At 21.5% G+C, this 26633-nt stretch carries 24 protein-coding genes; 12 read left to right on the top strand and 12 right to left on the bottom strand.

What is annotated here, in order from left to right; translation table 11 throughout:
* Positions 1-398: 398 nt before the first annotated feature.
* Positions 399-1460 (bottom strand): GerMN domain-containing protein, encoded by a 1062-nt coding sequence (locus ACZ5EC_RS06410; RefSeq protein ID WP_464304124.1) that lies wholly within the window; start codon positions 1458-1460, stop codon positions 399-401.
* 181 nt (positions 1461-1641) lie between these two features.
* Between ACZ5EC_RS06410 and ACZ5EC_RS06405 the strand changes: the two genes are divergently transcribed.
* The 5 genes from ACZ5EC_RS06405 to ACZ5EC_RS06385 all read left to right on the top strand — a co-directional run bounded on the left by ACZ5EC_RS06405 (position 1642) and on the right by ACZ5EC_RS06385 (position 5851).
* A complete protein-coding gene (locus ACZ5EC_RS06405) occupies positions 1642-2097 on the top strand; it encodes a DUF192 domain-containing protein (RefSeq protein WP_464304123.1) in 456 nt (151 codons plus the stop codon).
* A 16-nt stretch (positions 2098-2113) separates the two neighbouring features.
* Positions 2114-3118: a hypothetical protein gene (locus tag ACZ5EC_RS06400; RefSeq protein ID WP_464304122.1), complete on the top strand. Its 1005-nt coding sequence runs from the start codon at positions 2114-2116 to the stop codon at positions 3116-3118.
* Between the two features lie 41 nt (positions 3119-3159).
* Positions 3160-4404 carry a sensor histidine kinase gene (locus tag ACZ5EC_RS06395; RefSeq protein ID WP_464304121.1) on the top strand — a complete coding sequence of 415 codons (1245 nt, stop codon included), beginning with the start codon at positions 3160-3162 and terminating at the stop codon, positions 4402-4404.
* The gene (locus ACZ5EC_RS06390; protein WP_464304120.1) at positions 4373-5221 is read left to right on the top strand and encodes a hypothetical protein; all 849 of its coding nucleotides are present in this window, start codon (positions 4373-4375) and stop codon (positions 5219-5221) included. Before ACZ5EC_RS06395 ends, ACZ5EC_RS06390 begins: the two co-directional genes overlap by 32 nt.
* 102 nt (positions 5222-5323) lie before the next feature.
* A complete protein-coding gene (locus ACZ5EC_RS06385; RefSeq protein WP_464304119.1) occupies positions 5324-5851 on the top strand; it encodes a zf-HC2 domain-containing protein in 528 nt (175 codons plus the stop codon).
* Here ACZ5EC_RS06385 and ACZ5EC_RS06380 read toward each other — a convergent pair.
* From ACZ5EC_RS06380 to tsaE, 3 genes are read right to left on the bottom strand one after another with little or no spacing between them, the layout of a single operon-like run.
* Complete coding sequence (locus ACZ5EC_RS06380; protein WP_464304118.1) at positions 5822-7225, bottom strand: hypothetical protein; 1404 nt, start codon at positions 7223-7225, stop codon at positions 5822-5824. The genes ACZ5EC_RS06385 and ACZ5EC_RS06380 overlap by 30 nt on opposite strands.
* Positions 7188-7985: a tRNA (adenosine(37)-N6)-threonylcarbamoyltransferase complex dimerization subunit type 1 TsaB gene (gene tsaB, locus ACZ5EC_RS06375; protein ID WP_464304117.1), complete on the bottom strand. Its 798-nt coding sequence runs from the start codon at positions 7983-7985 to the stop codon at positions 7188-7190. The genes ACZ5EC_RS06380 and tsaB overlap by 38 nt, the downstream gene beginning before the upstream one ends.
* Before the next feature lie 13 nt (positions 7986-7998).
* Entirely contained in the window at positions 7999-8466 is a 468-nt protein-coding gene (tsaE, locus tag ACZ5EC_RS06370; RefSeq protein ID WP_464304116.1) for a tRNA (adenosine(37)-N6)-threonylcarbamoyltransferase complex ATPase subunit type 1 TsaE, read from the bottom strand.
* A gap of 380 nt (positions 8467-8846) precedes the next feature.
* Between tsaE and ACZ5EC_RS06365 the strand changes: the two genes are divergently transcribed.
* From ACZ5EC_RS06365 to ACZ5EC_RS06355, 3 genes are all read left to right on the top strand, one after another.
* Complete coding sequence (locus ACZ5EC_RS06365; RefSeq protein ID WP_464304115.1) at positions 8847-10205, top strand: nitrilase-related carbon-nitrogen hydrolase; 1359 nt, start codon at positions 8847-8849, stop codon at positions 10203-10205.
* Positions 10206-10650: 445 nt separating this feature from the next.
* Positions 10651-11283, top strand: a complete 633-nt coding sequence (locus ACZ5EC_RS06360) for a hypothetical protein (RefSeq protein ID WP_464304114.1) — start codon at positions 10651-10653, stop codon at positions 11281-11283.
* Positions 11284-11293: 10 nt separating this feature from the next.
* A complete protein-coding gene (locus tag ACZ5EC_RS06355; protein WP_464304113.1) occupies positions 11294-12919 on the top strand; it encodes a hypothetical protein in 1626 nt (541 codons plus the stop codon).
* A gap of 173 nt (positions 12920-13092) precedes the next feature.
* Here the strand turns inward: ACZ5EC_RS06355 and ACZ5EC_RS06350 are convergent, their stop codons facing one another.
* The gene (locus ACZ5EC_RS06350; RefSeq protein WP_464304112.1) at positions 13093-13932 is read right to left on the bottom strand and encodes a hypothetical protein; all 840 of its coding nucleotides are present in this window, start codon (positions 13930-13932) and stop codon (positions 13093-13095) included.
* Positions 13933-14080: 148 nt separating this feature from the next.
* Between ACZ5EC_RS06350 and dapA the strand changes: the two genes are divergently transcribed.
* A complete protein-coding gene (dapA, locus tag ACZ5EC_RS06345) occupies positions 14081-14950 on the top strand; it encodes a 4-hydroxy-tetrahydrodipicolinate synthase (protein WP_464304111.1) in 870 nt (289 codons plus the stop codon).
* 49 nt (positions 14951-14999) lie between these two features.
* Here dapA and ACZ5EC_RS06340 read toward each other — a convergent pair whose 3' ends face one another.
* The 7 genes from ACZ5EC_RS06340 to xerA all read right to left on the bottom strand — a co-directional run bounded on the left by ACZ5EC_RS06340 (position 15000) and on the right by xerA (position 21590).
* Positions 15000-15452 carry a ferritin-like domain-containing protein gene (locus tag ACZ5EC_RS06340; protein WP_464304110.1) on the bottom strand — a complete coding sequence of 151 codons (453 nt, stop codon included), beginning with the start codon at positions 15450-15452 and terminating at the stop codon, positions 15000-15002.
* Between the two features lie 157 nt (positions 15453-15609).
* Entirely contained in the window at positions 15610-16179 is a 570-nt protein-coding gene (locus tag ACZ5EC_RS06335) for a phosphatase PAP2 family protein (protein ID WP_464304109.1), read from the bottom strand.
* 85 nt (positions 16180-16264) lie between these two features.
* The gene (locus tag ACZ5EC_RS06330) at positions 16265-17488 is read right to left on the bottom strand and encodes a M20 family metallo-hydrolase (RefSeq protein ID WP_464304108.1); all 1224 of its coding nucleotides are present in this window, start codon (positions 17486-17488) and stop codon (positions 16265-16267) included.
* A gap of 262 nt (positions 17489-17750) precedes the next feature.
* Positions 17751-18425, bottom strand: coding sequence for a signal peptidase I (gene lepB, locus ACZ5EC_RS06325; RefSeq protein ID WP_464304107.1), 675 nt, complete (start codon positions 18423-18425; stop codon positions 17751-17753).
* Positions 18426-18602: 177 nt separating this feature from the next.
* Entirely contained in the window at positions 18603-19595 is a 993-nt protein-coding gene (locus ACZ5EC_RS06320; RefSeq protein WP_464304106.1) for a DUF5685 family protein, read from the bottom strand.
* A gap of 103 nt (positions 19596-19698) precedes the next feature.
* Complete coding sequence (locus ACZ5EC_RS06315; RefSeq protein WP_464304105.1) at positions 19699-20613, bottom strand: DMT family transporter; 915 nt, start codon at positions 20611-20613, stop codon at positions 19699-19701.
* A gap of 101 nt (positions 20614-20714) precedes the next feature.
* A complete protein-coding gene (xerA, locus tag ACZ5EC_RS06310) occupies positions 20715-21590 on the bottom strand; it encodes a site-specific tyrosine recombinase/integron integrase (RefSeq protein ID WP_464304104.1) in 876 nt (291 codons plus the stop codon).
* A gap of 436 nt (positions 21591-22026) precedes the next feature.
* Between xerA and ACZ5EC_RS06305 the strand changes: the two genes are divergently transcribed.
* The 3 genes from ACZ5EC_RS06305 to ACZ5EC_RS06295 all read left to right on the top strand — a co-directional run bounded on the left by ACZ5EC_RS06305 (position 22027) and on the right by ACZ5EC_RS06295 (position 26591).
* A complete protein-coding gene (locus ACZ5EC_RS06305; RefSeq protein ID WP_464304103.1) occupies positions 22027-23526 on the top strand; it encodes a DegQ family serine endoprotease in 1500 nt (499 codons plus the stop codon).
* Positions 23527-23853: 327 nt separating this feature from the next.
* On the top strand, positions 23854-24627 hold the full coding sequence (locus tag ACZ5EC_RS06300; RefSeq protein ID WP_464304102.1) for an alpha/beta fold hydrolase: 774 nt from the start codon (positions 23854-23856) through the stop codon (positions 24625-24627).
* Between the two features lie 80 nt (positions 24628-24707).
* The gene (locus tag ACZ5EC_RS06295; RefSeq protein WP_464304101.1) at positions 24708-26591 is read left to right on the top strand and encodes a Mur ligase family protein; all 1884 of its coding nucleotides are present in this window, start codon (positions 24708-24710) and stop codon (positions 26589-26591) included.
* Positions 26592-26633: the final 42 nt, after the last annotated feature.

Genomic DNA, 26633 nt, shown 5'->3' with positions numbered 1-26633 from the left:
TTCTCTCCTTAGTACAGTTATGTATCCATAAAAGGTAATCTTTTATAACATTGAAGGAAATATATTATTTTTATCTCTTCAGCCTTTGGCAACTGTAATCCAGTCGAGAAATTTTAATTAGAATATATATTAATTTAAACTATTTAATCAAACACTAATAATTCCAAATTTTATTATTAACTTCATCAGCTACAAAGTAATATATGTTCTTTTGTTTTTAAAATGACAATTGTTTTTAAAAAAATAGATAATTAAATATTAATTTAATTATAGATGAAGAGAATATAAATTGTGTTCGATTTAATTGATTTGACAAATATTAACTTTTTGTTGAATCTTTTAAATCTTTAATATCCCTTTTTTAATTAAAGCCATAACTAAATTATGTTTATAACTAATTATTTAAATATAACATCAAGAATATATCCTTCATCTGAAAAATATTTTTGAGTTTTACCTTCTATTTGAAATTTAACACCTTTTACATTTTTAAATTGCAATGCTGTTTTTACAATTTGTTTTATCTGTGCATCAATTGCTTTCAATCCATATGAATTATGTAAAAAGTTTTTGTTAAAATTAAGGTATAATATCCCATTCTTTATCCATGCTTCTTTTAAGGAAGTACCTTCAGGTATGAGGTTTAAATAACCCTCTTTTTTTAAATTAACAAGATATGAAATTGTTGCAAAAATAGGTGAATCTGTATACTTTATTTTAGCAGGTACTTTTTTTAATTCCAAGCTTCCATCATCATGAACTACACATAAATAAACATTAAAATTTCCATAATGAATTGTTTCATCTATCTTATTTTCAGTTTTTATCTCTTTATCAACATTTTCAGTACTAGTTTTGTTTATGTTCTGGTCAGAAATTTTTTGATTTTTATTATCATCACTTGTATTTTCAGGTAGAGAATCATTATTTTCATTGGTAAGGTTATCATTTGAGTCAGTATTTTGAGTTGTAACTATTTCTTTGGAAATATCATTTTCATTTGATGTATCTGTATTTAAATTTTTATCAAATTTTGTTTCATTACTAACGTTATTATTAGAATAATTTTCATTATTGTTTGTTTGCTGTTTTTTATTTTTATTACTATTATTCTTTTTAAAAAAATTTAATATCTTTGTAAGAAAACCTACTTTATCTTTATTGTTTTTTAAATTTGAATTTGATTGATTATCATTATTGTTATTCGCGCTTTTTGTTTCACTATTTTTTATTTCATTTAGTATGTTATTAAAAGTATTTTTTTTATTGTTTTCATTAATATTATTATCTTTGTTTGTATGGTTTTGTTGTATTGTGTTATTTTTGTTTGATTCAATTATATCATTTTCTTTTAAAAAATTAACAAAAAGATAACCTGAATAAACCATAATAGTTATAAGTATAAGAATAATAAAAACATGTAAATTTAAATTTTTCTTTTTTCTTCTTTTTCTAACCATGTTATTTTCACTTTTTGAGAGTTAAATTGAATTATTTATTATTTTATTTAATTCTGACAGTATAAAAAACCTTCCTTTTTAAGTTTCGGTATGTTGGAAGAAATTTAAATAATTATTATTTTTATGCAATTTAAATTTTGTATTCTATTGACAAATATTAAATAAGTATTTTAAATATTGTATGCGAAAAAAAATATTACTGTTATTTATTGTTTTAATTGTTTTAACTTTACTAAGCTGTTCTAATGACCATTTTTTAAAAATAAAAGGGAAAAAACTTTATATTGAAATTAGTTTAACACCTTCTGAAAGAGCAAAAGGATTATCAAAAAGAGAAAAACTTGAAAAAGATCATGGAATGCTTTTTGTTTATAATACTGAAAAAGTTTTGTATTATTGGATGAAAGATACTTCGATTCCTTTATCTATTGCTTTTATTAGATCTAATGGAGTGGTTATTGGTATTTATGATATGAAACCATTTTCTCTAGATACTATATCGTCAATATATCCCTGCAAATATGCTCTTGAAGTTAACCAGGGATGGTTTGATGATGTTAATTTACAGGTAGGAGATTATATTGAAATCCCATCATATAATATTTTATTAAAATGGCATGATGAACAAAACAAGTGATTGGATATGATTCTTTATGGAAGTAAGATGTATAAATTATAAAAATAAAAAGAAGTTCATGGATATTCTAAATAATATCCCTGAAAATAGTTTTCAAATTATTTTTTACAATGAAGCTTTTTCTCCTATGTTAAAAGAGATATATCAAGGTGCATCCAATAAAAAAAATACGATTTTTATTTTAATAGATAATCTAAGTTGTTTTTCAAAAAATCAAGTCATACAGGTTCTTTTCCCCAGTAATTATTTTTTTCAATTAATATTTGAAACAGATCTGGATTTTGCATTAAGTGAAATCAAAGTAAATCAAAATTTTAAATCCCTTTTTATAGTTTCTAATATTATTTACAATTTAGAAGGACAGGATTTTTTATTTGACATTTATTCATTATTTGGATTTCAAAAAAAATATTCTGGTATTGTTATAAAAAAACAGAAAAGATCCTGTTTTTATAATAATCAATTTTATGAAAATTATGTTTTGCTGATTTTTAATAAGAAAAAAGATAATTTGAATCTTATTAAAGATTTCTGGACTCCAATTGAAGATAAAGAGTTTATTATTAATAAATCTTTAAAAGATGGATATGCTCAAATTAATTGGCTAGATGTTTTTGAATTTTATAAGCAAAAATTTAATTTAAGAAGTATGAGTAGAATTGAAGAAAGAATAAATCAAATTTTTCTCTCTTTTTCAAATATTAAAAATATTAATTATCTTATTAAGCAAAAAGCTGATATAAATTTATCTACTGAGCAAGTGTTTACCGATATTGCAATTCATAGTTTTCAATTTTGTAAGATTGTTAGTTTTAATGAAGATCTTTTTTTTAAAAATATTATAAATAAGAAAGAAAAAAAATGCATTTTTTTTATTGATAATTTTATTTTTAATAAGATAAAAAACAAATTACCTGAAGAGGATATATTTATTGGTGTAGATCTTTTTATTACTCAAAAAGAAAATGAATTACCTTTTTTAACAGAGGGAGCTCTTTCTTATTTTACAAAAAATTTTTAAATTAAAATAAATTAATTATAGAGTTAGTAAGTGCAAATATTATGAGATATAAAAAACAAATTCAATTTAAATATTACAATGATACTATTCTTGAGATTATAAATTCTATAAATGATTTAAGTTCAGAAGAAAAAATTTGTAAAAGATTTTTAGAAAGGATTTTTTTTAATTTTGAACTTGAAAAAGGTGCTATTTATCTTAAAGATTTAAACAATAATAAATTTTATTTTATTATTGGAGCAGGAGTAAATAGAGTTAATATTAAAGTAAAGGAGATTAATCCATATAGTGAAGGGTATTCAATATTGTTTAATTTCAAAACTCCTATTAATTTTCTAAAAATTTCAAAAGATGATATAAAAGATTTTCCTTTTTTAAAAAATTTATCTCGAGCATTGTTATTACCAATAATTTTTAATGATGAAGTTATAGGGATTCTTTTTATAGGAAGAAAAGGGAAAAAAGTATTTAGCGATGTTGAAGAAAATCTTGTTACTGTTTTATTAGATAAGTTAGCTGTATTTTTAAATCAACAATTAATTTACAAACAATTAATGATATCTCAATCAAGATTAACTGAAGCTTATGATGATTTAAAAACAATTGATAAAATGAAAACATCTTTACTTCATAACATTACTCATGAATTTAGAACTCCTCTTGTTACTATTATGGGATATTCAGAACTTTTAAAATATGAAGATTTTGGAAAATTAAATAATCATCAATTAAAAGCAGTTGAAGTTATTTATAAAAATTCTAAGAGTTTAAAAAACATAATTGATAATTTGCTTACTTTTGTACAAATTTCAAGTAAAATGGGAAATTTTAATTTTAAAAAAACTAATTTAGTTAAGTTTGTAAAGGATATTATAAATAGTTTTGAAGAGTCCAATGTTACTATAATTTTTACAACAGAATCTGATGAAGTTTTTATAAATTGTGATAAAGATTTATTGAAAATTGTTATTGAACAGTTAATTTCAAATGCGATTAAATTTAATAAAAATAACAATCCCATAAATGTAGTAATTGAGAAAAATAAAGATAAAGCTTTTTTTAAGGTTGTTGATAATGGTATAGGTATAAGTAAAAAACATATTGATAAAATTAAAGATGAATTTTATCAGGTATCTTATACAGATAGTGCTAAATCTTCTGGTATAGGTTTTGGATTATCTATTTCAAATAGAATAATAGATATACATAAGTTTAAATTGATAATAAAATCAGAAGTAAATAGAGGAACAGAAATTGGATTTGAAGCACCTTTATGTAAAAGTTGATAAAATTTTGAATGAGATTAAAGAAGAAAAAAATGAAAATCTTGAAGAAAAAAAAGTAAAAGATAAAATTTTTGAATTATTATTTCCTCTTATTGAATCATATCCTAAAATAAAAGGTTATTTTGATGATGATTTGATACAGGATTTTGTTGTTTATATGTATCAAAGGTTTGAACTTGTTTTAAAAAAGTTTACATTTCAAGGGAAATTTTCAAGTTATTTTTATATAGTTCTTAGAAATAATTTTTTTAATTTTATCAAAAACAAGAGCAATTTGTATAAAAAAAATGTTTTTAATGAAATTTCTATTGATTCTGTAAATGATTCAGCAATTGATTTTAAAAAAATTTATTCTGATATTGTTGATAAAAATATTTTAGAGATAGATAAAGACTTAGATTCCAATAAATATAAAAAATTAATTAATAGTTATTTAAAAAAATTAAATGATGATGATAAAGTGATATTTTTGCTTTATAATTATGAAATAATAGATGGAAAATGGTTGATTTTCATCTCTAAAAACCTTAATAAATCTCCTATAGAGATTAATAATATAATACTTAAATTTAGAGAAAAAAACTTGAACAAATATAAAAGAAAAGAAGTTCTTTATAATCGAATTTTACATTCAAGGACATTAGAAAAATCTTTACAGTATAAAAAAGAACTTGAGTCAATTTTATTTTATGGAGATCTGGATATTATAGCATCATTAATAAATAGATCAAAAAATGGAATTAAAACAAGACTTGCAAGAATTAAGAATAAGTTAAAAAATGAATTTAATAAACATAGTGATAATTTTAAGAGTTGATTTTGTAAAGTTTTGAAATTTTTTTAAATATTTTTTTTAAAAATTGTAACTTTTTTTAAATAAATTTTGTCTATATTAAAAAAGGGGTGAGGTATTTTTACCATGCATTTAAAAATAGAAGAGATTTTGAAAATGATCTATAACGAAGTTACTGAAGATGAAAAAGAAAGGTTTAATAAACATCTATTAAAATGCGAAGAGTGTTCTAATAAACTTATAGAATTATCAAAACTTGATTATTATCTTAAACATGTATATATGAAAAAAGTTAAAACTATATATTTCCCTTCAGATTCAAAGTTTGATAATCCTCTTTTTTTATTTTTTAGTAAACAACCGGAATATGAGTTATCTTTAGTTGCTGTTAAAGGTAATGTTACAACTTTAAAAAATCATATTATTAAAACAAAACTAAACAATTTATTTGTTAAAATTATTAAGAATAAAGAGAGGGATGAAAGTATTTTAATTTTTATAGGATTGGAAGAAAGTAAAATTTTTATTTTAGATAAAGATGATAACATTATTTTAAAATTTAATATTGGAAAAGGGGAAACAATAGAAAAAAGATTAAGTTTGAAAGAATTTTCTATTTCTACTTTAGATGATAAAATCAAAGTATTTTTCTAAATTATTATCAAGTATGGTATATTTGTTAATAAATGAGAAAGTGTTATAGTTTTTAAATAATGAGTAAATATAATTTATCAATGGATAATTAAGAATTTTAGAACTTGAAATAAAATCTTTGAAAAATGAAAATGATAATTTTTCATTAATTAAAAATTGTGTTGTTAATGATTCTGATAGATCTTTTTTTAATAAACTTATGTAAAAATTATTATTAAAAAATCCTGTTGTTGTTAGACAACTTGAAAAATAGAAAAAATCTGGTGATTTTGGTATATTTTTAATATATGAAATTGGAAAAGGTTTATTGTTAATAATAATAGTGTTTATATTATTTTTTAATAAACCATGTCCTGAAAAAATGATATTGTTGTATTTATTTAAAATTTCTACAAGTTCGTAAAAATCAAAGATTTTTAAAATGTCTATATTATCGATTTTCGATACAAATTTAATCTCTTCTTTAATATTATATGGTTCAGGATCTGAATAAATATATATACTTTTTAAATATGAATTTTTATTATCTTTTTTATCATAATCATTATAATTATTGTTTTTATTTTTATAATAATTTTTATTGTCTCTAAGGGTATTACTATTTTTTAAGTCTAAATAATTATGACCCTTGATTTCTTTATAATTATGATAAATTTTGGTTAACTGATTTACAAATTTATATTCAAATATAGCAAAAGAATTGTATTTAATCAAAAGATAATTTATTAATTCTAAAGGGACAGAAGATAAAAGTTTATCAACATTAAAGATATAAAGTATGTTGTTAGCTAAAAGGTTTTCAGGGAAAAAAGTTTTAAATAATTCATTTGCTATTTGTTCAAACAATTCAATTTTTACTTCTTGGTTATTGTTGAGAATTTTATTTAATTTAACTTTTTGTTTAATGAAGAATTCTAGTTCTTGTTTATCCAATAATTTTCTATTTTGTTCAATTTCATTTTCTTGATTTATAAAGATTGTTATTAAATTATTATTATCTATTTTAAGATCTAATTTTATTCTTTTTAATTTTGTTTTAAATAATTTTAGTAAGAAAATTTTTTTGTTGGGATCATTAATATTTAATATATAAGCAGGAATTGAAATTGGTTTAAATTCTTCATCCCAGAAAAAAGGGCCATAGAATTTATTAGAAACTTTTATAACATATAGAAAATTATTAAGTTCATCTAGTTTTATAAAGTTATTAGTGCTGGTGGTATTGGAAATCAAATTTTGTAAATTAACTTTTTTTAAAAAGTCATTATTTCTTGGTTGAGTATCAAATTTATAGTTAAAATCATTTTTTAAATTGATTTCTAAAATTTTTACTTTATTAGTTTTTTTTAATCTCTGCATCAGGTTTTCTTGCATAGAATGGCTCTATTTTATCTATACTTTTAATATTTAAATTATTAATGTTATTGTCAACAAAATCTAAAATTTTTTCAGGTGATATATTAAAATCAAAAATGTTTGTTTTAATAACATTATCAGTTTTTAAATTTAATTTATTTACTCTCTGAATATTAAAATTATTTTTAAAAAAATTATCAATATAATTTTTATCAATTAATTTATGATATTTTTTATTTAGGTAGAAATTTATATTTTTTAAATTATTTTGCTTATCAACATTTAATGCAGATATGTATTTTAAAATTGCTTTTAAAATTTCATCCAGACTTAAATCAAAGATACCTTCTTCGCTTACTAAATTAATCAAATTTTCAGTGTCAGAATAAAAAGGAAAGATTTTCCCATAATAACGATTTTTTTTACCATAAATAAGAGGTATATATAGAGAATTTTTGTTCTTTAGTGAGATGGAAAGGAAATTAAGAAAAAGGGTAGGAAGTTCAATAAATGGAATTTTATCTTTTATTGCAAGACCTTTAAAAAATGAGTAAGCGATTCTAATTCCAGTAAATGAACCAGGACCTTCTCCCAGGATAATATAATCTATATTTTGTATATTTTCAATTTTTGATAGTTTAAAATTAAAATCAAAAATAGAAGCCAGGTTTTCAGTATGAGTAAAACCTGTATCAATTATAGTTTGAACCGAATATGAATTATTTTTTATTGCTAAATATAATTTTTCAGTTGATGTATCACAAAAAATAAGCTTCATCGATTAGTCCTGTTTATTGGTTTATTCTATCTATTGAAATTTTTCTTGAAAAGTTAGATAAAATTTCGATTCTAATTTTTATAATATTTATATTATACTCTTCAAAATATTCAATAAATTGATTTCCCCATTCAAAAATATTAATAGCATTTTCATCATTTAAAAAATCTTCTATTCCAATATAATATAATTCTTCAAAATCATTAATTCTGTACAAATCAAAATGGTTTAAGATTACTGAATTAGCTTTATATTGATTTAGTATTGTAAAAGTTGGAGAAACGATATTTTCATTAATATTTAACCCTTTAGCAAACCCTTTAACAAAAAGGGTCTTACCAGCACCTAAATCACCTTCTAAAACTATGATTGAAGGGATAACAACTTTTTTTGAAAATTGTATTCCAAATTCAAAAGTTTGTTCAGGGTTTTTTGAAATTATAGAAGAAATTTTATCAAAATTAATGTCTTTATTGGTCATGTTATTTATTTTTAATCTTTTTTTATTTTAATTTAATATTTTATTTTTATAGTTTATCTTTATATTAATATTTATATTAGTTTTCAGGTAATTTTAAATTACATTTTAACTTTAAATTATTAATTTTTTAATGTTTCACCTTATTAGCTATTTTTAATCTTTTTTAATCATCATATATTTTTAGATATTTATCTTTTGTTTTATATTAAATTTTTTTTATTATTAAAAATGTTAGTTTATTTTTTAATAATATTTAATAATATATTTTATTAATTGATAATTTTGTTTAATTGTTAAAATTTTATTTTTATATTAAATCTTTATTTTAACAAAAAAAAATGTATATTAATTTTTAGAAAAAGCAATTATAAGGTGAAATTATGGGCAATATAAATCTTATAAAAGGGTCTAATTTAAAAAATAACATTATTTATTTTGTACTTCTTACAATTTCAGCTGTTTTGTTAAATCTAGCTGTAACTTTGGGTATGTTTTTTATATTGATTTTTATGTTTTTCTTTTTTCTAACTTATTATCTAATGCTTACTAATAAAGAGAAGTTTAGTGTTTTTATTATACATTATATTTACTACATTGTTTTAAGTAATTATTTTTATTTTGCCTGGGTAAAAACATATTCTATTTATCTTGTTTTTTTAGCATCATTTTTCCTTTTTTTCTATTTTTCTGTTTCTTTATACATAGATTACCTTATTTATAAGAAATATAAAATTACTGGTATTTTCAGCACTATATGGATTATTCTTGTTTACTTTTTTGATAAACTTCCAATTGGAAGTTATTTTTTTAATTGGGTCTATTTTTTCCCAACATCTGCTCCTTTTATAAAATATATTAAAAGTTATGGAATAACTTTTATTATTTTAATTATGAATCAGGTAATTGCATATATATTTATTGTTAAGAAAAAATGGAAAATTGGAATTTTGTTACTTATTTTATATGGTTTATTTTTTACATTTACATACTCATATTCCTATAAGTATGCAAATATAAAAGAGGGGAAGAAAAAAGTAACAGTAGCTTTGTTTCAGGGTAATTATCCTCAATCATGGGAACAAAGAAAATCTATGGTAAATATAATTTTAGATAACTATATTGATTTAACAAGAAAAGCATATGAAGAAAAAAAGTTTGATTTAGCTGTGTGGCCTGAATATGCAATTCCTGGAGATCCTTTTGAAAACAAAGATATTTTTAATAAATTATCTGTATTAACAAGAGACTTAAAAATTTATTTAGTTACAGGTTGTTCTCCCTGGGTACATAATCATCCAAGATATGCAAATCTTGATACTGCTGTTGTTTTTGATCCAGAGGGAAAACTTGTAGGAAGGTACGATTCAGTTCTGCCATTGCCATATGATTATGATGTTAAAGCTGGTAAAGAGAAGGTCATTTTTGATTTACCTGTTGGAAAATTTGGGATAACAATGTGTTATGAAGAGATATCATATGATTTGAATAAATATTATGTAGATCATGGTGTTGATTTTTTATTAATATTAACCAATCATGCTTATTTTGATGATACAAAAGGTCTTTTTCAATCTTCAACTTTATCCAGAGTAAGAGCTGCTGAAAATGGAATTTATGCTTTAAGGGCAACAAATACAGGCTATACACAAATAGTTTCTCCAACAGGTATTATATTAAAGAAAATAAAAAGAAGAACTAGAAGCTATTTAATTCAGGATATTTATATAAAGGATAGGTAAAAAAGATAAAATATTTCTATTTTATTGTAAATTATATTAGATTTTTTTATTTATTCTAAATTATATTAAAGTAATAATTATTTAATTGTCGATAGTTAAACAAATGAAAGAATTTTTTAAGTCTTTTATAAGTATTATAAAAATTTTTCTAATTACTTTAATTATAACTTCAATTATAGGTTTAATTGTATTTTATATAATATATTTTGATGATATTGTTCATTATAGAGTAGTATATAAAAATTTTAATTTAATAAAACTAATTTTAATAAAAATTGATTCATTTTTTTACCTCTTTTTTCCATCTGTAATAATTTTCACTTCATTTTTAACTTCATTTTTTGTAAGAAAAAAAATAATGTTAATAAGATCATTTGTATCAATTATTATTTTAAATATCATTTTTATAACCCCTATATACATCTTTATTTTAAATTCTCCATCAATGATAAAAAAAATAAAAAATGCATATTCTCCAGTTATTAAAAAGGGGGAAACTTATTTTGAAAAAGGGGTAATTTATAATATTGAAGGTAATAGATATTATTTTTTAAATAATAAAATAATTAGAATTAAAAATGGTAATTTTAATATTTATGTTTATAAATATAATATTAATTCAAATGAAATATTGCTTTATTCAAAAGGAAAATTTGTTGATAAAATAAATTTCAAAATTAAAAAATCAAATCTAATTAAGAAAAAGATAAAATATTTTGATAAACTTACATTTTATTTTAATGAATTTTACAAATTTCTATTATTAAATAATAAATTTTTTTATCTTATATATTATTTTGTAATATTAGTTCTATTCATTCTATTGCCAGGAATATATAGTTTTGATGAATGGAGTTTTAGTGAATTATTTTTATATGTTTTTTTAGGATTAGTATTTCTTTTCCTTTTTCTCCTATCGTTTCATTTTACAGTTTATTATTTAATTGATTTAAAAATAAAGAAACTTTATATATATTTATTTCCAGTAATTTTGTTTTTTATTATTGATATAATAATTATTTTAATTGAGAATAATCGAATATTAAAGAAAAAAATGTTAGGAAGAATAAGAAGATAGAGTTTTTGATATGAATAGTTTTAAATCAAGAAATTTTACTTTTTTTATTTTATTATTTATTTTACCTATTATTTTGATATTTATTTACTTTTTTATTTATTATAAATTAACTTTTGATATAGAAACAGTTCTTCTAAGTTTTAAAAACAATTATATCTTTTTATCTTCCCTAAATTCTTCATTTTCTTTAACTGTTTATATCTTTATTTTTTATATTATTTTAAACTTTAATGTTTTAAATAGTATTGAAATGGTAAAATCAAAGATAGCTTCAATAAATCAAAAACAGATATATAATTCTTTTTTCATTATTTTTTCTATAGTATTTTTGTTTATTTTTATTTTAAATGAATTTATTTCTCCTTCAATTACCAAAAAAATTGAAAATATGAAATTAATAACAAATTTGTCCTATACATATTTAAAATTGGCAAAACTTGCAGAAAAAAATAAAAATTTTGTTAAGTCTATAGAATATTATCAGAAATATTTATTTTTTGAACCTACAAATCAAGAGATTGCAGATAAAATAACTGATTTAAAAAGAGAAAAGTATATTTATCATGGTAAAAAAAAATCTGAAACTAATGAAGGGAAAAAAATTGATGTTCAAGGATTATATTCAAAAGGATTATATTACTTTAATAAAAAAGAATATCTTCTTTCAGCATATTATTTGGAAAAATATCTGGAATTAATTACAACAGATGAAAAGGCAAAATCATTATATAAGAAAGCTCTGGAACTATATGAAAAAAATAAAACTACAGTAAATAAAATAAATAAGGAAAAATTAAACCTGAAAGCGAAGGGGATTGAACTTCTAAAACAAAAAAAATATGTTGAAGCATATAAAATTTTTAAGTATCTCAAAAATAAATATCCTGCTGATAAATCAATTTTAGGGTATTACCTGGAAGCAAAAAAGTTATATGAACAACTTGATTTCTTAATTGATAGAGCAGAAGAGTTAAAAAATTTCCCTGGTACTTTTGATATTGTCTATATTATTAAAGATGAGAATAATAGGGATCTTATTTTTTATTCTCAAAAAATTGTTAACTATTTTGATCAAATATTTTTTTATAATATAAAATTATATGACATAAAAAATGGAAAGATGTCTTATTATAAATATGGGAAACAGGTTGGTTCTTATCTTATTGTAAAAAATGTAGAATACAAAAATAAAAAATTTAAAGATAATTTTGATTTTAATAAATTATCAAATCTATTTTTAATTGGAAACCAGAAATATTTTTCTATTCCTTTTTATTTCAGATCTATTAATTATTACAGATCAATTGGTTATAATGTTAAAATTATTCAAAATAGTTTGATTAAAAGAATAGTATTTTACCTTGTTTTTATCCTGTATGTTTTTGGTTTATTTGTATATGCAATTAAAAACAGATTAAAAGGAAATGAATTTCCTGGATTTATACATATATTATATTTTTTAATTTCATTGTATTTTATTATTCATCCTTTGTATTTTTATATTAATGCTTTCTACTATAAATTAGGATTGTTTTTATATGAAATGCTAAGCTTAAATCTTTCAATTATAATTCTTTTTATAGTATTTTTAATAACTTTCATTATTGAAATCAAACTTATAGTTCATTCAAGTTAATAAAATATATAATCAAATTAAAAAGGTAAGATAAATAATTTAAAAGATAATTGTTTAAACTATATAAATATTTAAAATACATAAATTAGAAACACATAAGTTAAAAAAATAACCAAATTTATCAGTGATTAAATTAACATTTATTTTTAAATTTTTAATTGAAACTTAAATTTTTAAGTTGTTACATTTAATCCAGCTGAAATTGTGGGAGAAAATTTTTCAGAGATAAAGTAGGATGCAGGAAATTTTTTTATTTTATTAAAAATCACATCATCTTTAATTTTTATAAAATCATTTTTTTCTAAAATTATTCCACTAAAATCAAAATTTAAATATTTTGATTGCTCCTTTTTATAGTTTCCTGATAAAATATTTAAAAAAACTTTTACATTATTATCCTTAATACTATGAAAGGTAGTATTTAATAATTCAAAAAGTTGTTCTAAATCTGTAAAAAATGTAGAATAAGAATCTAATTTAAATGAAAGAATATCTTTAGTAAGATTTAAAATTGGCCTTTCTGATTTAGTACCAAGTAAATATTTATCAATTTTGAAATTTATAATATTTTCATTGTTTAAAAGTATGTTCCTGGATATGTTAAATATAGAATAAGTAGAATTTGGCACATAGTTATAAATTAAATCATATTTTTTTTGAAGTTCGTTAGATAAATCGATAATTTTGGTTTTTCTATTTTCAACTTCCTGGAATAAAAAATTTTTGATTTTTTTATTTTTTTCAATAGATTTAAAATTTTCAAATGTAACTGTTATGGGATAAATTTCCCCTTTATAAAAACATTCTAAGAATATAGAGGGGATAAATTTTAAATTTTCACTATTTTTTTTATGTTGAAAATGTTTTTCAAGTTTCTCCTGTGTAAAAGGAAATATATGGTCAGAAGATAAAAAAAGTTCTAATTTGTATTTTTCTATAGTATTTTCAAGAATAGGAATAATTTTATTTTTCTGTTCAAAAAATGATGTTAAAATAAAATAATCTACAACCACTTTTATAAATTAATAGATTTATACTTTAAATCAAGATAAAAATCGTATTTAAAATTATTATAACTTTTTATTTGTTGAATATTTTGATTTATCTATTATTATCAATTAAAAGTAAATTTAATTAAAGGTTTAGATATAGGAGGAGAATATGTTTAAAGGTGTTTATACTGCAATGGTCACCCCATTTAAAAATGATAAAATTGATCTTGAAGCTTTCGATAAACTTGTAAAAAGGCAAAAGAAAGCAAAAGTTGATGGTATATTAATTGGTGGATGTACTGGTGAATCCTTTACAGTTGCTTTAGAAGAAAGAATTGAATTAATTAAAATTGCCTTAAAGTATAAAGATGAGAATTTCAAAGTACTTGCTGGAACTGGGTCAAATAACACAGAAATTGCTTTAAAATATTCAAAAACAATTGATAAAATGGATGTTGATGGACTTTTAGTTATTACACCTTTTGCAAACAAACCATCGCAGAATGGTTTAATAGAATATTATAAAGAAATTGCTTCAAATGTTGAAAAACCAATTATTATGTATAATGTACCAGGAAGAACAGGAGTTAACATTTTACCTGAAACTGTTGCAGTTTTATCAAAAATAAAAAATATTGTAGCTATTAAACAGGCAAACTCAAATTTTGATCTTATGACAAAAATAAGATTTTTAGCTCCTGATATTGATCTTCTATCTGGTGAAGATACTTTAACTCTTCCATTACTATCGATAGGGGGAAAAGGGGTTGTTTGTACTGTTTCTAATGTTGCCCCAGAATATATGGCTAAACTTGTACATAATTTTTTTAAAGGTGATTATGAAACAGCAAAACTTTATCATTTTAAATTGTTTAATCTTATAAAAACAATGTTTATTGAAACTAATCCAGCTCCTGTAAAATATTCTTTAAAAGTTATGGGCCTTTTAAATGGAGAATTAAGAAAACCTCTTGTTGAAGTAACTGATGCTTCTAAAAAAATTATTGAGCAAGAATTAAAAAATGCTGAATTAATATAATAAAAAAAAGAGGCTATCCCTTTATTTTCAGGAAAGCCTCTTTTTTATTTTATAAAGAATTTAATTTTTTTGTAATTATCTCTACATGTTGTTTTTCCTGTTCTTTAAGGTCTTCAAATAATTTTATAGCATCTTCATGTAAGTTTGTTAATGATAAAAACATTGAATAAGTTTCAAAAGTTTTTTCCTCTCTTCCTAATGCTAGTTCAAGTATCTCTTTTAAAGATAATCCTTTTTTTAACTCTGGAACCTGTATAAGTTCTGTAATGTATTTATCATCAGTATTGAAAGTTCTTTCAAGTTCTTTTTTTGAAGTTATTTTTTCTTTCATAATTAATTCTATTTTATTTAAGTGGCCAATTTCAGCATTTGCAAGTTTATTTAAAAGGTCTTTTACTTTCCCTTCCTCAGCAACTTTTAATGCATTTGTATAAAAGTTAAATGATTCTTTTTCAATACTTGCTGCATATTCAAGTATTTCTTTCAATGTTAAATCACGCATCTTTTCCTCCTGAATTAAAAACAATTTTAATTAACATTTTAATAATGAAAATCATTATAGAAAAAGTATAATATAATATTAGTATTTAGTCAAATGATATAGTTTTATACTTATAACATAATTGTAATAATTATAAAAATTTGCTTAAATAATTTTATTAGAATAAATAATCTTTTATAGTTTTGATAATAGGATAAATAAATTTATTTAAGTTTGGAAAAACTATTAAATGTGTAAAAAATCCTGTAAATATTCCCAATATAGCTCCAGCTAAAATATCTATTAAATAGTGGAATAACAAATATACTCTTGAAATTGAAATAAATACAGCAATTAAGATAAACAAAATTGTAAGGTGTGGAAAAAAATAGATTAATATTATACTTAAAGAAAAAGAAGCTGCAGCATGTCCAGAAGGGAATGAATATCTATCCATAGGAACAACATTATCATTATAAATATGTTCAATTGGTCTAATTCTTTTGAAAATTATTTTTAAAATTTTAACAGTAATAAAACAAATTGTTCCTGTTAAAATAAAATCAATAAAAAGATTTAAATTTATAAAAAATAATAAAATTGAGATAATAAAAAGTCCAGGTGGGGAGGCAAGAAAAGAAAAAAATATAGCAAAGCCAGTATTGACCTTATTTCGTGAAGATGAGGAAAAATATGTAACTATTGCATAATCTAACAATTTTAAATATTTAAAAAAAGTATTAAACATAATTTTTTGTAAATCTGAAAAAGTCAATTTAAATAAATTTTAATAAATAGATAAATCAAATAAATGTATTACTTAATTATAAATATTATAGAATATAAAAAGTAGCAAAAGTAATTGTATCATCTAATAAATTTTTTACTCTTGCATATTCATTAGGTTGATGTGCCATTTCATCAATTGTTGCCCATACAACTGCAGGTAATCCTTTATATCTTAAAATTGCAGCACAGGTACCTCCACCAATACCACCTGTTTTAGGTTTTATCCCTCTTGTTAATTCAATTGCTTTTTTTAGCTTAACTACAACTTCAGAATCAATAGGAGTTGGTTTTGGTGCTTGATTTTCCTGTTCATATGATACAGCTATTTTGCAGTTATGTTTTTTCATAAAATTATCAGCAAAATTTTCAATATCTTTTTTTATATCAATAATATTGTATTCTGGTAAAATTCTTGCATCAAAGTATTGAACATCATATCCAGGTATAGTATTTACATTATCAACATTTTTCTCTTTTTTAGTTGGTTCAAAAGTTGAATAATCTGGTATAAATATAGGATCTTTTAAATCATATTTTGTATGAAAATATTTATCAAGTTCAGTTGCAAATAACATTCCTATTCGTGTTGCATTTAAACCAAAATCTGGTCTTGAAGCATGTGCTTGTTTTCCAAAACTTTCAATTTTTATCCATAATATTGATTTTTCAGCTATTTCAATAAATGAACCATCATGTTCCCCTGCATCAGGCACTATGATAAGATCATCTTTTGAAAATAGATTTTTTTCAACTAAAAATTTAATCCCATAATCAGATCCAGTTTCTTCATCTGATACAAGTGTAATATTAATATCATATTCAGGAGTTATTCCTAAAGATTTTAAAGTTATTGCTGAATAAATTCCTGAAACAAGTGATTGTCCATTATCTTCAGAACCTCTTCCAAAAATTTTTCCATTTAATTCTGTAGCTACAAATGGATCAGTATCCCATAAGTCTATATCCCCTTCAGGAACTTTATCCATATGAGCAATTACCCATACTTTTTTATCCTGTTTTTTCCCTTTTATAGTAGCAATAATATTTGGTCTTTTTCCATATTCTTTATCATCAGCTTCAAGAACTTTTACTTCATCAAATCCATTCTTTTTTAAAAACTTAACTAAAAAAGATGCAACATTTTCTTCTCCAGGACCTCCTGACCTTGGATTTACTGAGTTTATATTAACAAAGTCTTTTAACAATTGTTTAATTTCATTTTCATGTGCATAAACAAAGTCTTTTATTTTTTTTATTTGTTCTTCCATGTATATCCTCCTTATTTAATTCCAGTTATATATTTTAATTTTTTATTTTTTTAACATTACCCTTTTTAAATTATATCTTTTGATCTTATTTACCTTATTATTGTAAATTGATTTTTTTTGTATAATTGTAAATAAGTTGTTAATGTATTTTTTTATTTATTAATTTTTTAATTTATTTGTCATTTACTTTATTTATTATTTAATTTATTTATTTAAAAATTATTTAGTTTATTAATTTTTTAATACATTAATAAATATATTTTTATTTATTTATTAAAAGTTTAAACATGTGATCCCACCTAATTTTATGTTTTTGTTTATCATAGGACCAATAGGTGATTAAAGGTGCTGCAAAAACATTTTTTAGAGGTACATATCCCCAAAATCGGGAATCAGCTGAATTATCTCTGTTATCACCCATTACAAATAAACTATTTTCTGGCACATGATAAGGTCCATAATTAGGTCTTGCAATAGATGGATTAGATTCATAAAAAGGGTCCATAATAAATTGAGTGTAGTCTTCTTTTAAAGGTTTTCCATTTACATAAACAATTTTACCAATAACCTCGACTGTATCTCCTGGTAATCCAATGACTCTTTTAACATAAGGAACTTTTGGATTTTTTGGATATTTAAAAATAATAATATCCCCTCTATGGATTTTTTTTAAAGATGGCATTTTAATATTGGTTTTTGGAATATAACCACCATATATTATTGGAAGTCCTATTAATCTTGTATTTTCCATTATAGTTGGTTCCATAGAGCTTGTTGGTACATAATAACTTGAAATAATTAATGGTTGTATAATTGCAAAGAATAATACAGCAATTATTATTAAATCTCTTAAATCAACTACCATTCTTTCTACAAATTTCATCTCTTCATATTTTTTCCCACTTTTTCCAATTAATAATTTCCAGATATTTGTCATAAATTCCTCCGAATAAAATAAAATAATAATATAAATTAAAATAAATTAGTATTAAAATAAAATAGTATAAAAATAAAATATGTTTAAAATATAATAATAAAAACAAACTAATATTATAAAATTAGTTGTAATATAAAATTATGTAATAATATAAAATAATATTATAATATTAAAATATTACCATTTTTCATGAATCTGTTTCAAATATTTTTTTTCTTTTTCATATTGGGATTTAAAATAATTTTCTTTAAAAATAAGTTCATCAGCTTTTATTGGTAAAGAAAAAAATAAAAAATTTTCTAGTAATGATTTATTATAATTTATTGGTAATTTTTCAAACTCATCTTTAATAATATTAAAGGAATAATTTAGTATTGATTTTAATTCATTTTTTATTTTTTTATCGTTTTTGTCAATTTTATGTTTATTAATACTATTAATATTATTAAGGCTTTTTTTATTAACTTTGTTTTTTTTATAATTATATTTATTGTTAAAATATATTTCAATAATGTTTTTTTTGCCTTTTTCAATATCATCTTCAAAATCTTCATATGCATCTAAAATATAGATAACCTTAATTAAGTGGTTAATTATTATTTTTAAAGAAGAAGAAATTTTAGATGATAAAAAATCTAATGGTAATAGTTTGATTAAAAGATTAACAAAAGGGTTTATTAAGTCATTAATGTCTGAAAAATTTTCCTTTTTAAAAGTTTTTTCTTCTTCTTCAAAATAGATTTTTATTAGATTTTGAAAATCACTCTTATATGTTTTTATGATGTTTAAAGTTGATATTTTTTTTTCAAAAAGTTTTTTAAATAATTTGTATTTAAAAGTTTTATTATCATAAACATTATCAATTATTTTAATGTATGAAATTAAAAATGAGATTTCTACAAAAAGATCAAAATATTTTTTTTCAACAAATATAGTTGTTTTGTTTATAGGGTGAAAAATACATCTTCTTTTTTCAAAATGGTATTCAATATTATCCATTGTTGATATAAAAAGAAGATACAAAAAAATTGAATCATTGTTAATAAAAAGTCTATAAAAATTGGAAAATTTATATTTTGTATTTATGCATAAAGAACAATATAAAGATTTATAGAATTCCCAGTGTTTTAACTTTAATTCTGGTGTAAATGGTTTTAAATATCCTATCATTAAAATTTAATTCCTGTATGTTTTGTATAAACCAAAGATATTTTAAAAAATTTTATTTTTTATAATCTTATCCAGTCAATTTATAAATCTATAAAAATATTTGTCAATTAGATAAATGTTTTAAAGCTTTTTTGTTTTCAATGCTTATATAAATAGAACTTCCTATAATTAATAATGCTCCAATTACTATAATATAATTAAGTTTAAAATGTAGAAATAATATTTCATTTATTGTTGTAAATACAACTGTCATATAAAAGTATAAAGAAGTTTTAGAGGAATTTAAATGTGATATTGCATAATTCCATAAAACATATGCAAGACCTGATTGAAAAAGACCCATTTGGACAATTAGTATAATGTGAATTGGTTTTAAATTAACATTTTTAAATTCAAAGAGAAATGGTGTTGACATTATTCCTGCTATTAAAAAAATTAAAAAAATAGAATTTAAAATAGTATCAAATGATGCATTTTTTATTACTTTTCCTGAATAATATGTGTAAAATCCAAATGTTATACCTGCGGCTAATTCAAGACCAATTCCTAAAAAGAAATCCTGGTTAGATATTTTTAATCCCCCTTTTCCAGCAACAATAAATAAAAGCCCTGTAAATGAAATTATTAGTGAAATTATTTCATAAATATTTAGTTTTTGTTTATCGATTATTATAACCATTAAAAAAACAAATATAGGAGCCATGTTTTCAAGTAGCATTACTAATGTTGCAGGAATATATTTTAATCCAATATGGTAAAAAATTGAATTAATAAATACACCAATAAAACCAAGAATAAACAAATTTTTAAAATTTTTAAAAATTTTTATATCAAATTTTTTTGAAACAATTAAATAAAGAAAAATTATCAAACCCCCTATATAAAATCTAGCAGACATTACAGCTAAAATAGGGATTTTTTCTAAAGCAAGAAATCTACCAGAAGGTCCATGAATTCCCCATAAAAAGACAGCAATCCATGCAATAATAATTGGCAATGTTTTTTTAGTTTTTGTCAATAATAGTCCTTTATAATAATATTATTTTTTATGGAATATAAATTAAAATTATTTTTTTATAAGTATTTTTTAAAAATTCTTTTTTTTATTAATTTTATTTTTCATTTTCTAAAAGAATATTTATTATAAAATTCTAAAATAGTATTAATATCCAGATGAGTATAAATTTCAGTTGTTAAAATTGATTCATGTCCCAGCAATTCCTGTACAAATCTAATATCTGCTCCATTTGAAATTAAATGAGTTGCGAAAGAATGTCTTAATATATGTGGATAAATATTTTTTCTTATTCCTGCAGCTATAGCATATTTTTTCATATTTTTCCATATTGTAATTCTTGATAATTTATCACCTCTTCTGCTTAAAAACAAAAATGGTAAATTTTTTTTATTAAGTTGAATTCGGGAAAATGAAAGATATTTGTTTATAAAATCATTACATATTTTTCCAAAAGGGATAACCCTTTCTTTATTTCCTTTTCCTTTTATTTTTAAGATATTGTTTTTCAAATCGATATCCATAAATGTTATATTAATAACTTCTGATACTCTTAACCCTGTTGAGTACATTAATTCAAAAAGTGCTCTATCTCTAATACCAATATAATTTTTTGTTTCAATAATATTTAAAATTTTTTCCACCTCTTCAGGGGTTAAATATTCAGGAAGTTTTTTGGATAGTTTTGGATATTCAATAAATTCCATAGGATTAGACTTTATAATGTTATTTATAATTAGAAATTTAAAAAAGGTGTTTAAACTAGAATATTTCCTTGCTAAAGTAGAAGAGTTAATTTGTAGAAATTTTAAATTGTCAAAATATTTTTGAACATCATCAATGGTAATAGTGTTGACAGCTTTATTAACAAAGTCTAAAAATTGTTTAAGGTCAGCTTTATAAGATTTAAAAGTATTTTTAGAATATTTCTTTTCTACAAAGATCCAGTTTAGAAATTGAAAAATTAAATCTTCATTCATAAAATTACATCACAAAAATTATTCTGTATATTGTTTTAATAAAACTATTTATTTTAATTAATCTTTTTATTTTAAATGTCAAATTAATTTTTTTTAATTAATTTTTTTTAAGTGATTGAAATATTATTCTTAGATTTTCTTCCAATATTTTTTAATTTTTTAAAAAAAGTTTTTGCTCATGCATTTTTTTTGATTTATTAGTCTAATAAAATGTAAGTTAAAAAAATTTCCTGGATAACATAAAAAGTGTCTTTATTTATTAGTATTAAGCAAAAACAATAATTTATTAAATATTAAAATAAATTAAAAAAATTTAAAAAGATTAAAAAATAGTTAATTTATTTAGTTAATAAATAATTTTTCTTGAAATAAATAAATATAGTTATTAAATTAGTTATTAGAAAAGGGTGGGACTTATTATTTTAGGAGGACAATTATGAAAAAGAAGTCTTTTCATGTGTTACATTATTTTGTATTATTTTTAATTTTAACTTTTTCTTTAAGTGTTTCATTTCTTTTTATTAATTCATGTAAAAATGCTGAAAGTACACCATATGATGTTGCTGTTAATGCGCAGGACAATAATAATCAAAACAATAATCAAACAAATCCTGTTACCCAGATGGATAGTTCTTCAATTGCATTAGCATTACAAAATAATTTTAGAAAAATAGCTAAAACAACTTTACCGGCTGTAGTTCATATAACTTCAATTATTGAGAAAGAGCAACCAGCAATGCCTTTCTGGTTTCCATTTTTTCCTGATATGCCTCAACAAAAAAGAGAATATGAAGTTTATGGTTCTGGTTTCATTATTTCAAAGGATGGATACATTTTAACCAATAACCATGTTATCAAAGATGCAAAAGAGGTTAAAGTTATTTTACAGGATGGGACTGTTTTTAAAGGTAAAGTTATGGGTGTTGATCCTGATGTTGATGTTGCATGTATTAAAATAAATCCTGATAAAAAAATTCTACCTGTGCTTAAATTAGGGGATTCTGATGATTTGCAGGTTGGAGATATTGTTATTGCTATAGGTAATCCATTTGGTCTTGATGGAACTGTTACTCAGGGTATTGTATCTGCAAAAGGAAGATATAATTTAGGTATTAATAAATATGAAAGTTTTATACAAATAGATGCTGCTATTAACCCGGGAAACTCTGGAGGACCTTTACTTAACCTTAAAGGGGAAGTTGTAGGGATAAATGATGCAATTTTATCAAAAACCGGTCAAAGTGCTGGTATTGGATTTGCTATCCCTATTAATATGGTAAAAAATAATCTTGAAAGTTTAAAGAAAAATATACCAATTGAAAGAGGTTATTTAGGTGTTTCCATTGAAGAAATGACAGAAGATAAACTTGATTACTATAAACTTGATAAACCTCAAGGAGTTATAGTTGCTTCTGTTGAAAAAGGTTCCCCAGCTGATAAAGCTGGAATTAAAAGGCTTGATGTTATTTTAAAATTTAATAATAAAACAATTAACTCTGTAGGTGATCTTGTTAGATATATTGCTTCAACACCTGTTGGGAAAAAAGTTACATTAACAATAATTAGAAGTGATGGTAAAAATTCAAAAAAAATAAACATAACATTAACTTTAGAAAAAAGAAAAACATTATCTGCATCAACCAGTTCTACAGATAACTGGCTTGGGGTAGCAGTATCAAATTTAACAGATGATTTGAAAAGTAAATACAATATTTACGGGATAAATAAAGGTGTTGTAATATTGGGATTTGGTAAAAATTCAATTGCTGAAAAAGCTGGTCTTGAAAAGGGTGATGTAATTATGCAGATAAATGATAAAGAAGTAGGAAACCTTGATGATTTTTATAAAATAATGGATGAATATAAAAAATATAAAAAATTCTTGTTATTAGTTTACAGAAGAGGTACTGTTTTTATTGTATCGATTAAGAAATAAAATTATAAATAAAAATAATATTAAGAAATAAAAAAACTTAAAATAAACAAGAATAACATTAAACAAAATAAAGAAACTTGAAGTAAACAAAAAACACATTAAACATAATAAAAAAGAATAAATAGAATAACAGGTAATTCTAAATTTAAAGAATGATAGAAATAATAAGAATAATAAAATCAATAAGATTTATAAAATTTTTAAAAAAAATTTATAAAAATACTAAATAGAAATATTAAAAAATAAAAAATAATAATTTTATTAAATTAGTATTATAAAAACAAAATTTTTTAACAAAAAAATTTAAATAATATGGGGATATGAAGGTTGGAAGTTAATATAAAAGGTTTAAAGATAAGATATATTGTTGAAGGTGAAGGAAAAGACATTTTGTTATTACATGGTTGGGGAGGAAGCATTGAAAGCTTCCTTCCTGTTTTTAATAGTCTTAAAAATTATATAGGGGAAAAGGGTAATTTTAATTATAGAATATGGTGTTTAGATTTACCTGGATTTGGGAAATCACAAATACCATCTGATAATTGGGGTTCATACGAATATGCTAACTTTGTTAAATCGTTTTTAGATCATTTTAATATTAAAAAAGTTATATTAATTGGTCACTCTTTTGGGGGAAGATTATCAATAATTTTAGGTGCCAAATATGTAGATTTGGTAGAAAAAATTATTCTTATTGATAGTGCAGGAATTATACCTAAAAGAGGGTTGGATTATTATATAAAAGTCTGTTTATATAAAATTTTAAAATCTTTTTTTCTATTTTTTATAAAAGATAAAGAAAAAGTTAGTGATAAACTATCTAGCTTATTTGGATCAAAAGATTATAAAAAAGCTAATAAATTAAGAAAAAACCTTGTTAAAGTAGTAAATGAAGATTTACAACCTTTACTAAAAAAAATAAAATGTCCAGTTTTAATTTTCTGGGGAGAAAATGATAAAGATACCCCATTATATATGGGGAAGATTATGGAGAAAGAGATAAAAGACAGTGGTCTTGTTATGCTTGAAAATGCAGGACATTTTTCTTATCTTGATAATTTCTACAAATTTGATCTTGTTCTAAAAAAATTCTTATCCTGATATTTTTGTTTTCCCTAAATATTGTTTTTATTTTTTTTTATTGTAAATTTCACTAAATATTCAAATATAAAAGGTTGCAAATGTTAGTTAATATAATTCTATTTACTGTAATATTACTTTTGTTTTTTGCTGCTTTAATAAAAAGAGGTTTATTTTTTTTACATATGTTTCAACTTGAATCTTATAAAAGTAAACAATTTATAAAGTGGTATAATGATAATGAAAACAGGATTTTATCTAAAACTTTTAGTATAAATTTATTACTTATATTTGTATTAATTTTATTTTATTTTATCATTACAAGATATTTTGATAAATTTTTTGTTAGTTTTATTCTTAAAAAAGATCTTTATTTTAAAATTATTAAGTATTCAATCATTATATATTTTTCAATTTTTCTTTTTTATCTAATATTTCAAAAAAGGAAAAAACAAAAAAAACCTTTTGTTTTTACTCCACGAGCTAAAAGACTCTTTACAACTTTTCTTATTTTCTCAATATTATTGCTTTTAACTTTTTTTTATCTAACAAATTATAAATTAAAACACTGCTTTTTAATAAATTATTGTTCATTTAAAATTAGTTTTTTTGATTTAAATAATTTTCCTTTGTTTACAATCTTTTATTTAATTTTAATTTATTCTATTCCTTATATTTTGTTTCTTTCCAATTATATTATTTCCCCTGTAGAAAAAAGGATTCAAAAAAAATTTTATAAAATAGCTAAAAATAAAATTAACCAGATGAAGGATTTAACAATAATTGGAATAACAGGAAGTTTTGGAAAAACTTCTACAAAATTTATAACTGGTAATATATTAAAATATTTTTTTAAAGATAAAATTTTAATAACTCCAGAAAGCTACAATACAACAATGGGTGTTTGTAAGGTTATTAATAATCAACTTAATGATAACCATAAAGTTTTTGTTGTTGAAATGGGGGCAAGACAAAGAGGGGATATAAAAGAGATAGCAGAACTTGTATCACCACAGTTTGGAATTATAACTAGTATAGGTGAAGCTCATCTTGAGACTTTTAAAACAATTAAAAATACAGTTAAAACAAAGTTTGAGCTAATCGATTCCTTAAATAATCCTGCAATATCTATTTTAAACGGAGATAACAAATATATTTTAGGATATGTTAATGACAATATTGATGGTAAATACAGTAAAATAAAAGATAATATTGTTTTCTATGGTATTGAAAAGAATGAGTTGGATAAAAGCCATGAAAAACATATTTTTGCAAAAAATATAAAAGTAACTAATGAAGGGGTAGAGTTTGATATTTATTATAAGAAAGAAAAATTCAAAAATGTTTTTGAAAAGCTTCAATATGTTGATAATCAAAAAAGTTTAATAAAAACATATTTAAATAAATTTATAAATAAAAATGAAACTTCAAAAAATGATAAATATGGATATATAAAAGCAAAATCAAAATTGTTGGGGAAGTTTAATGTTTATAATATTTTAGCTGCAGTTTCTATTGCATTATCTTATGGGATTTCTCCTGAAGAAATTAAAAAAGCAATAAATAGTTTGAATCCTGTTAAACATAGACTTGAGCTAATTGACCTTAAAACAGGAGTTTTAATAATCGATGATGCTTTTAATTCTAATCCAGCTGGAGCAAAGATGGCATTAGATGTTCTTGCTTCTTTTGAAGGAAAAAGAAAAGTTATTGTAACACCTGGAATTATTGAATTGGGAGAGAAAGAAGTTGAGATAAATAAAGAATTTGGAAGACAAATTGCAACAATTTGCGATATTGTAATACTTGTTGAAAATAAAGTTTCAAAATTTATTTATGATGGTGTTATAGAAAGTGGTTTTAGTGAAAATAACATCTATAATGTTAAAGGGTTAAGTGAGGCCCAATTATTATTGAGAAAAATATTAAAAATTAATGATGTTGTTCTTTTTGAAAATGATCTTCCTGATAACTTAGAATATTAATAATAAAATTGAAATTTGTTTTGTTAATAATAAACTTGAAAT

This window comes from Exilispira thermophila, from assembly GCF_055389015.1.
This window is presented reverse-complemented; position numbering and strand designations above follow the sequence as displayed.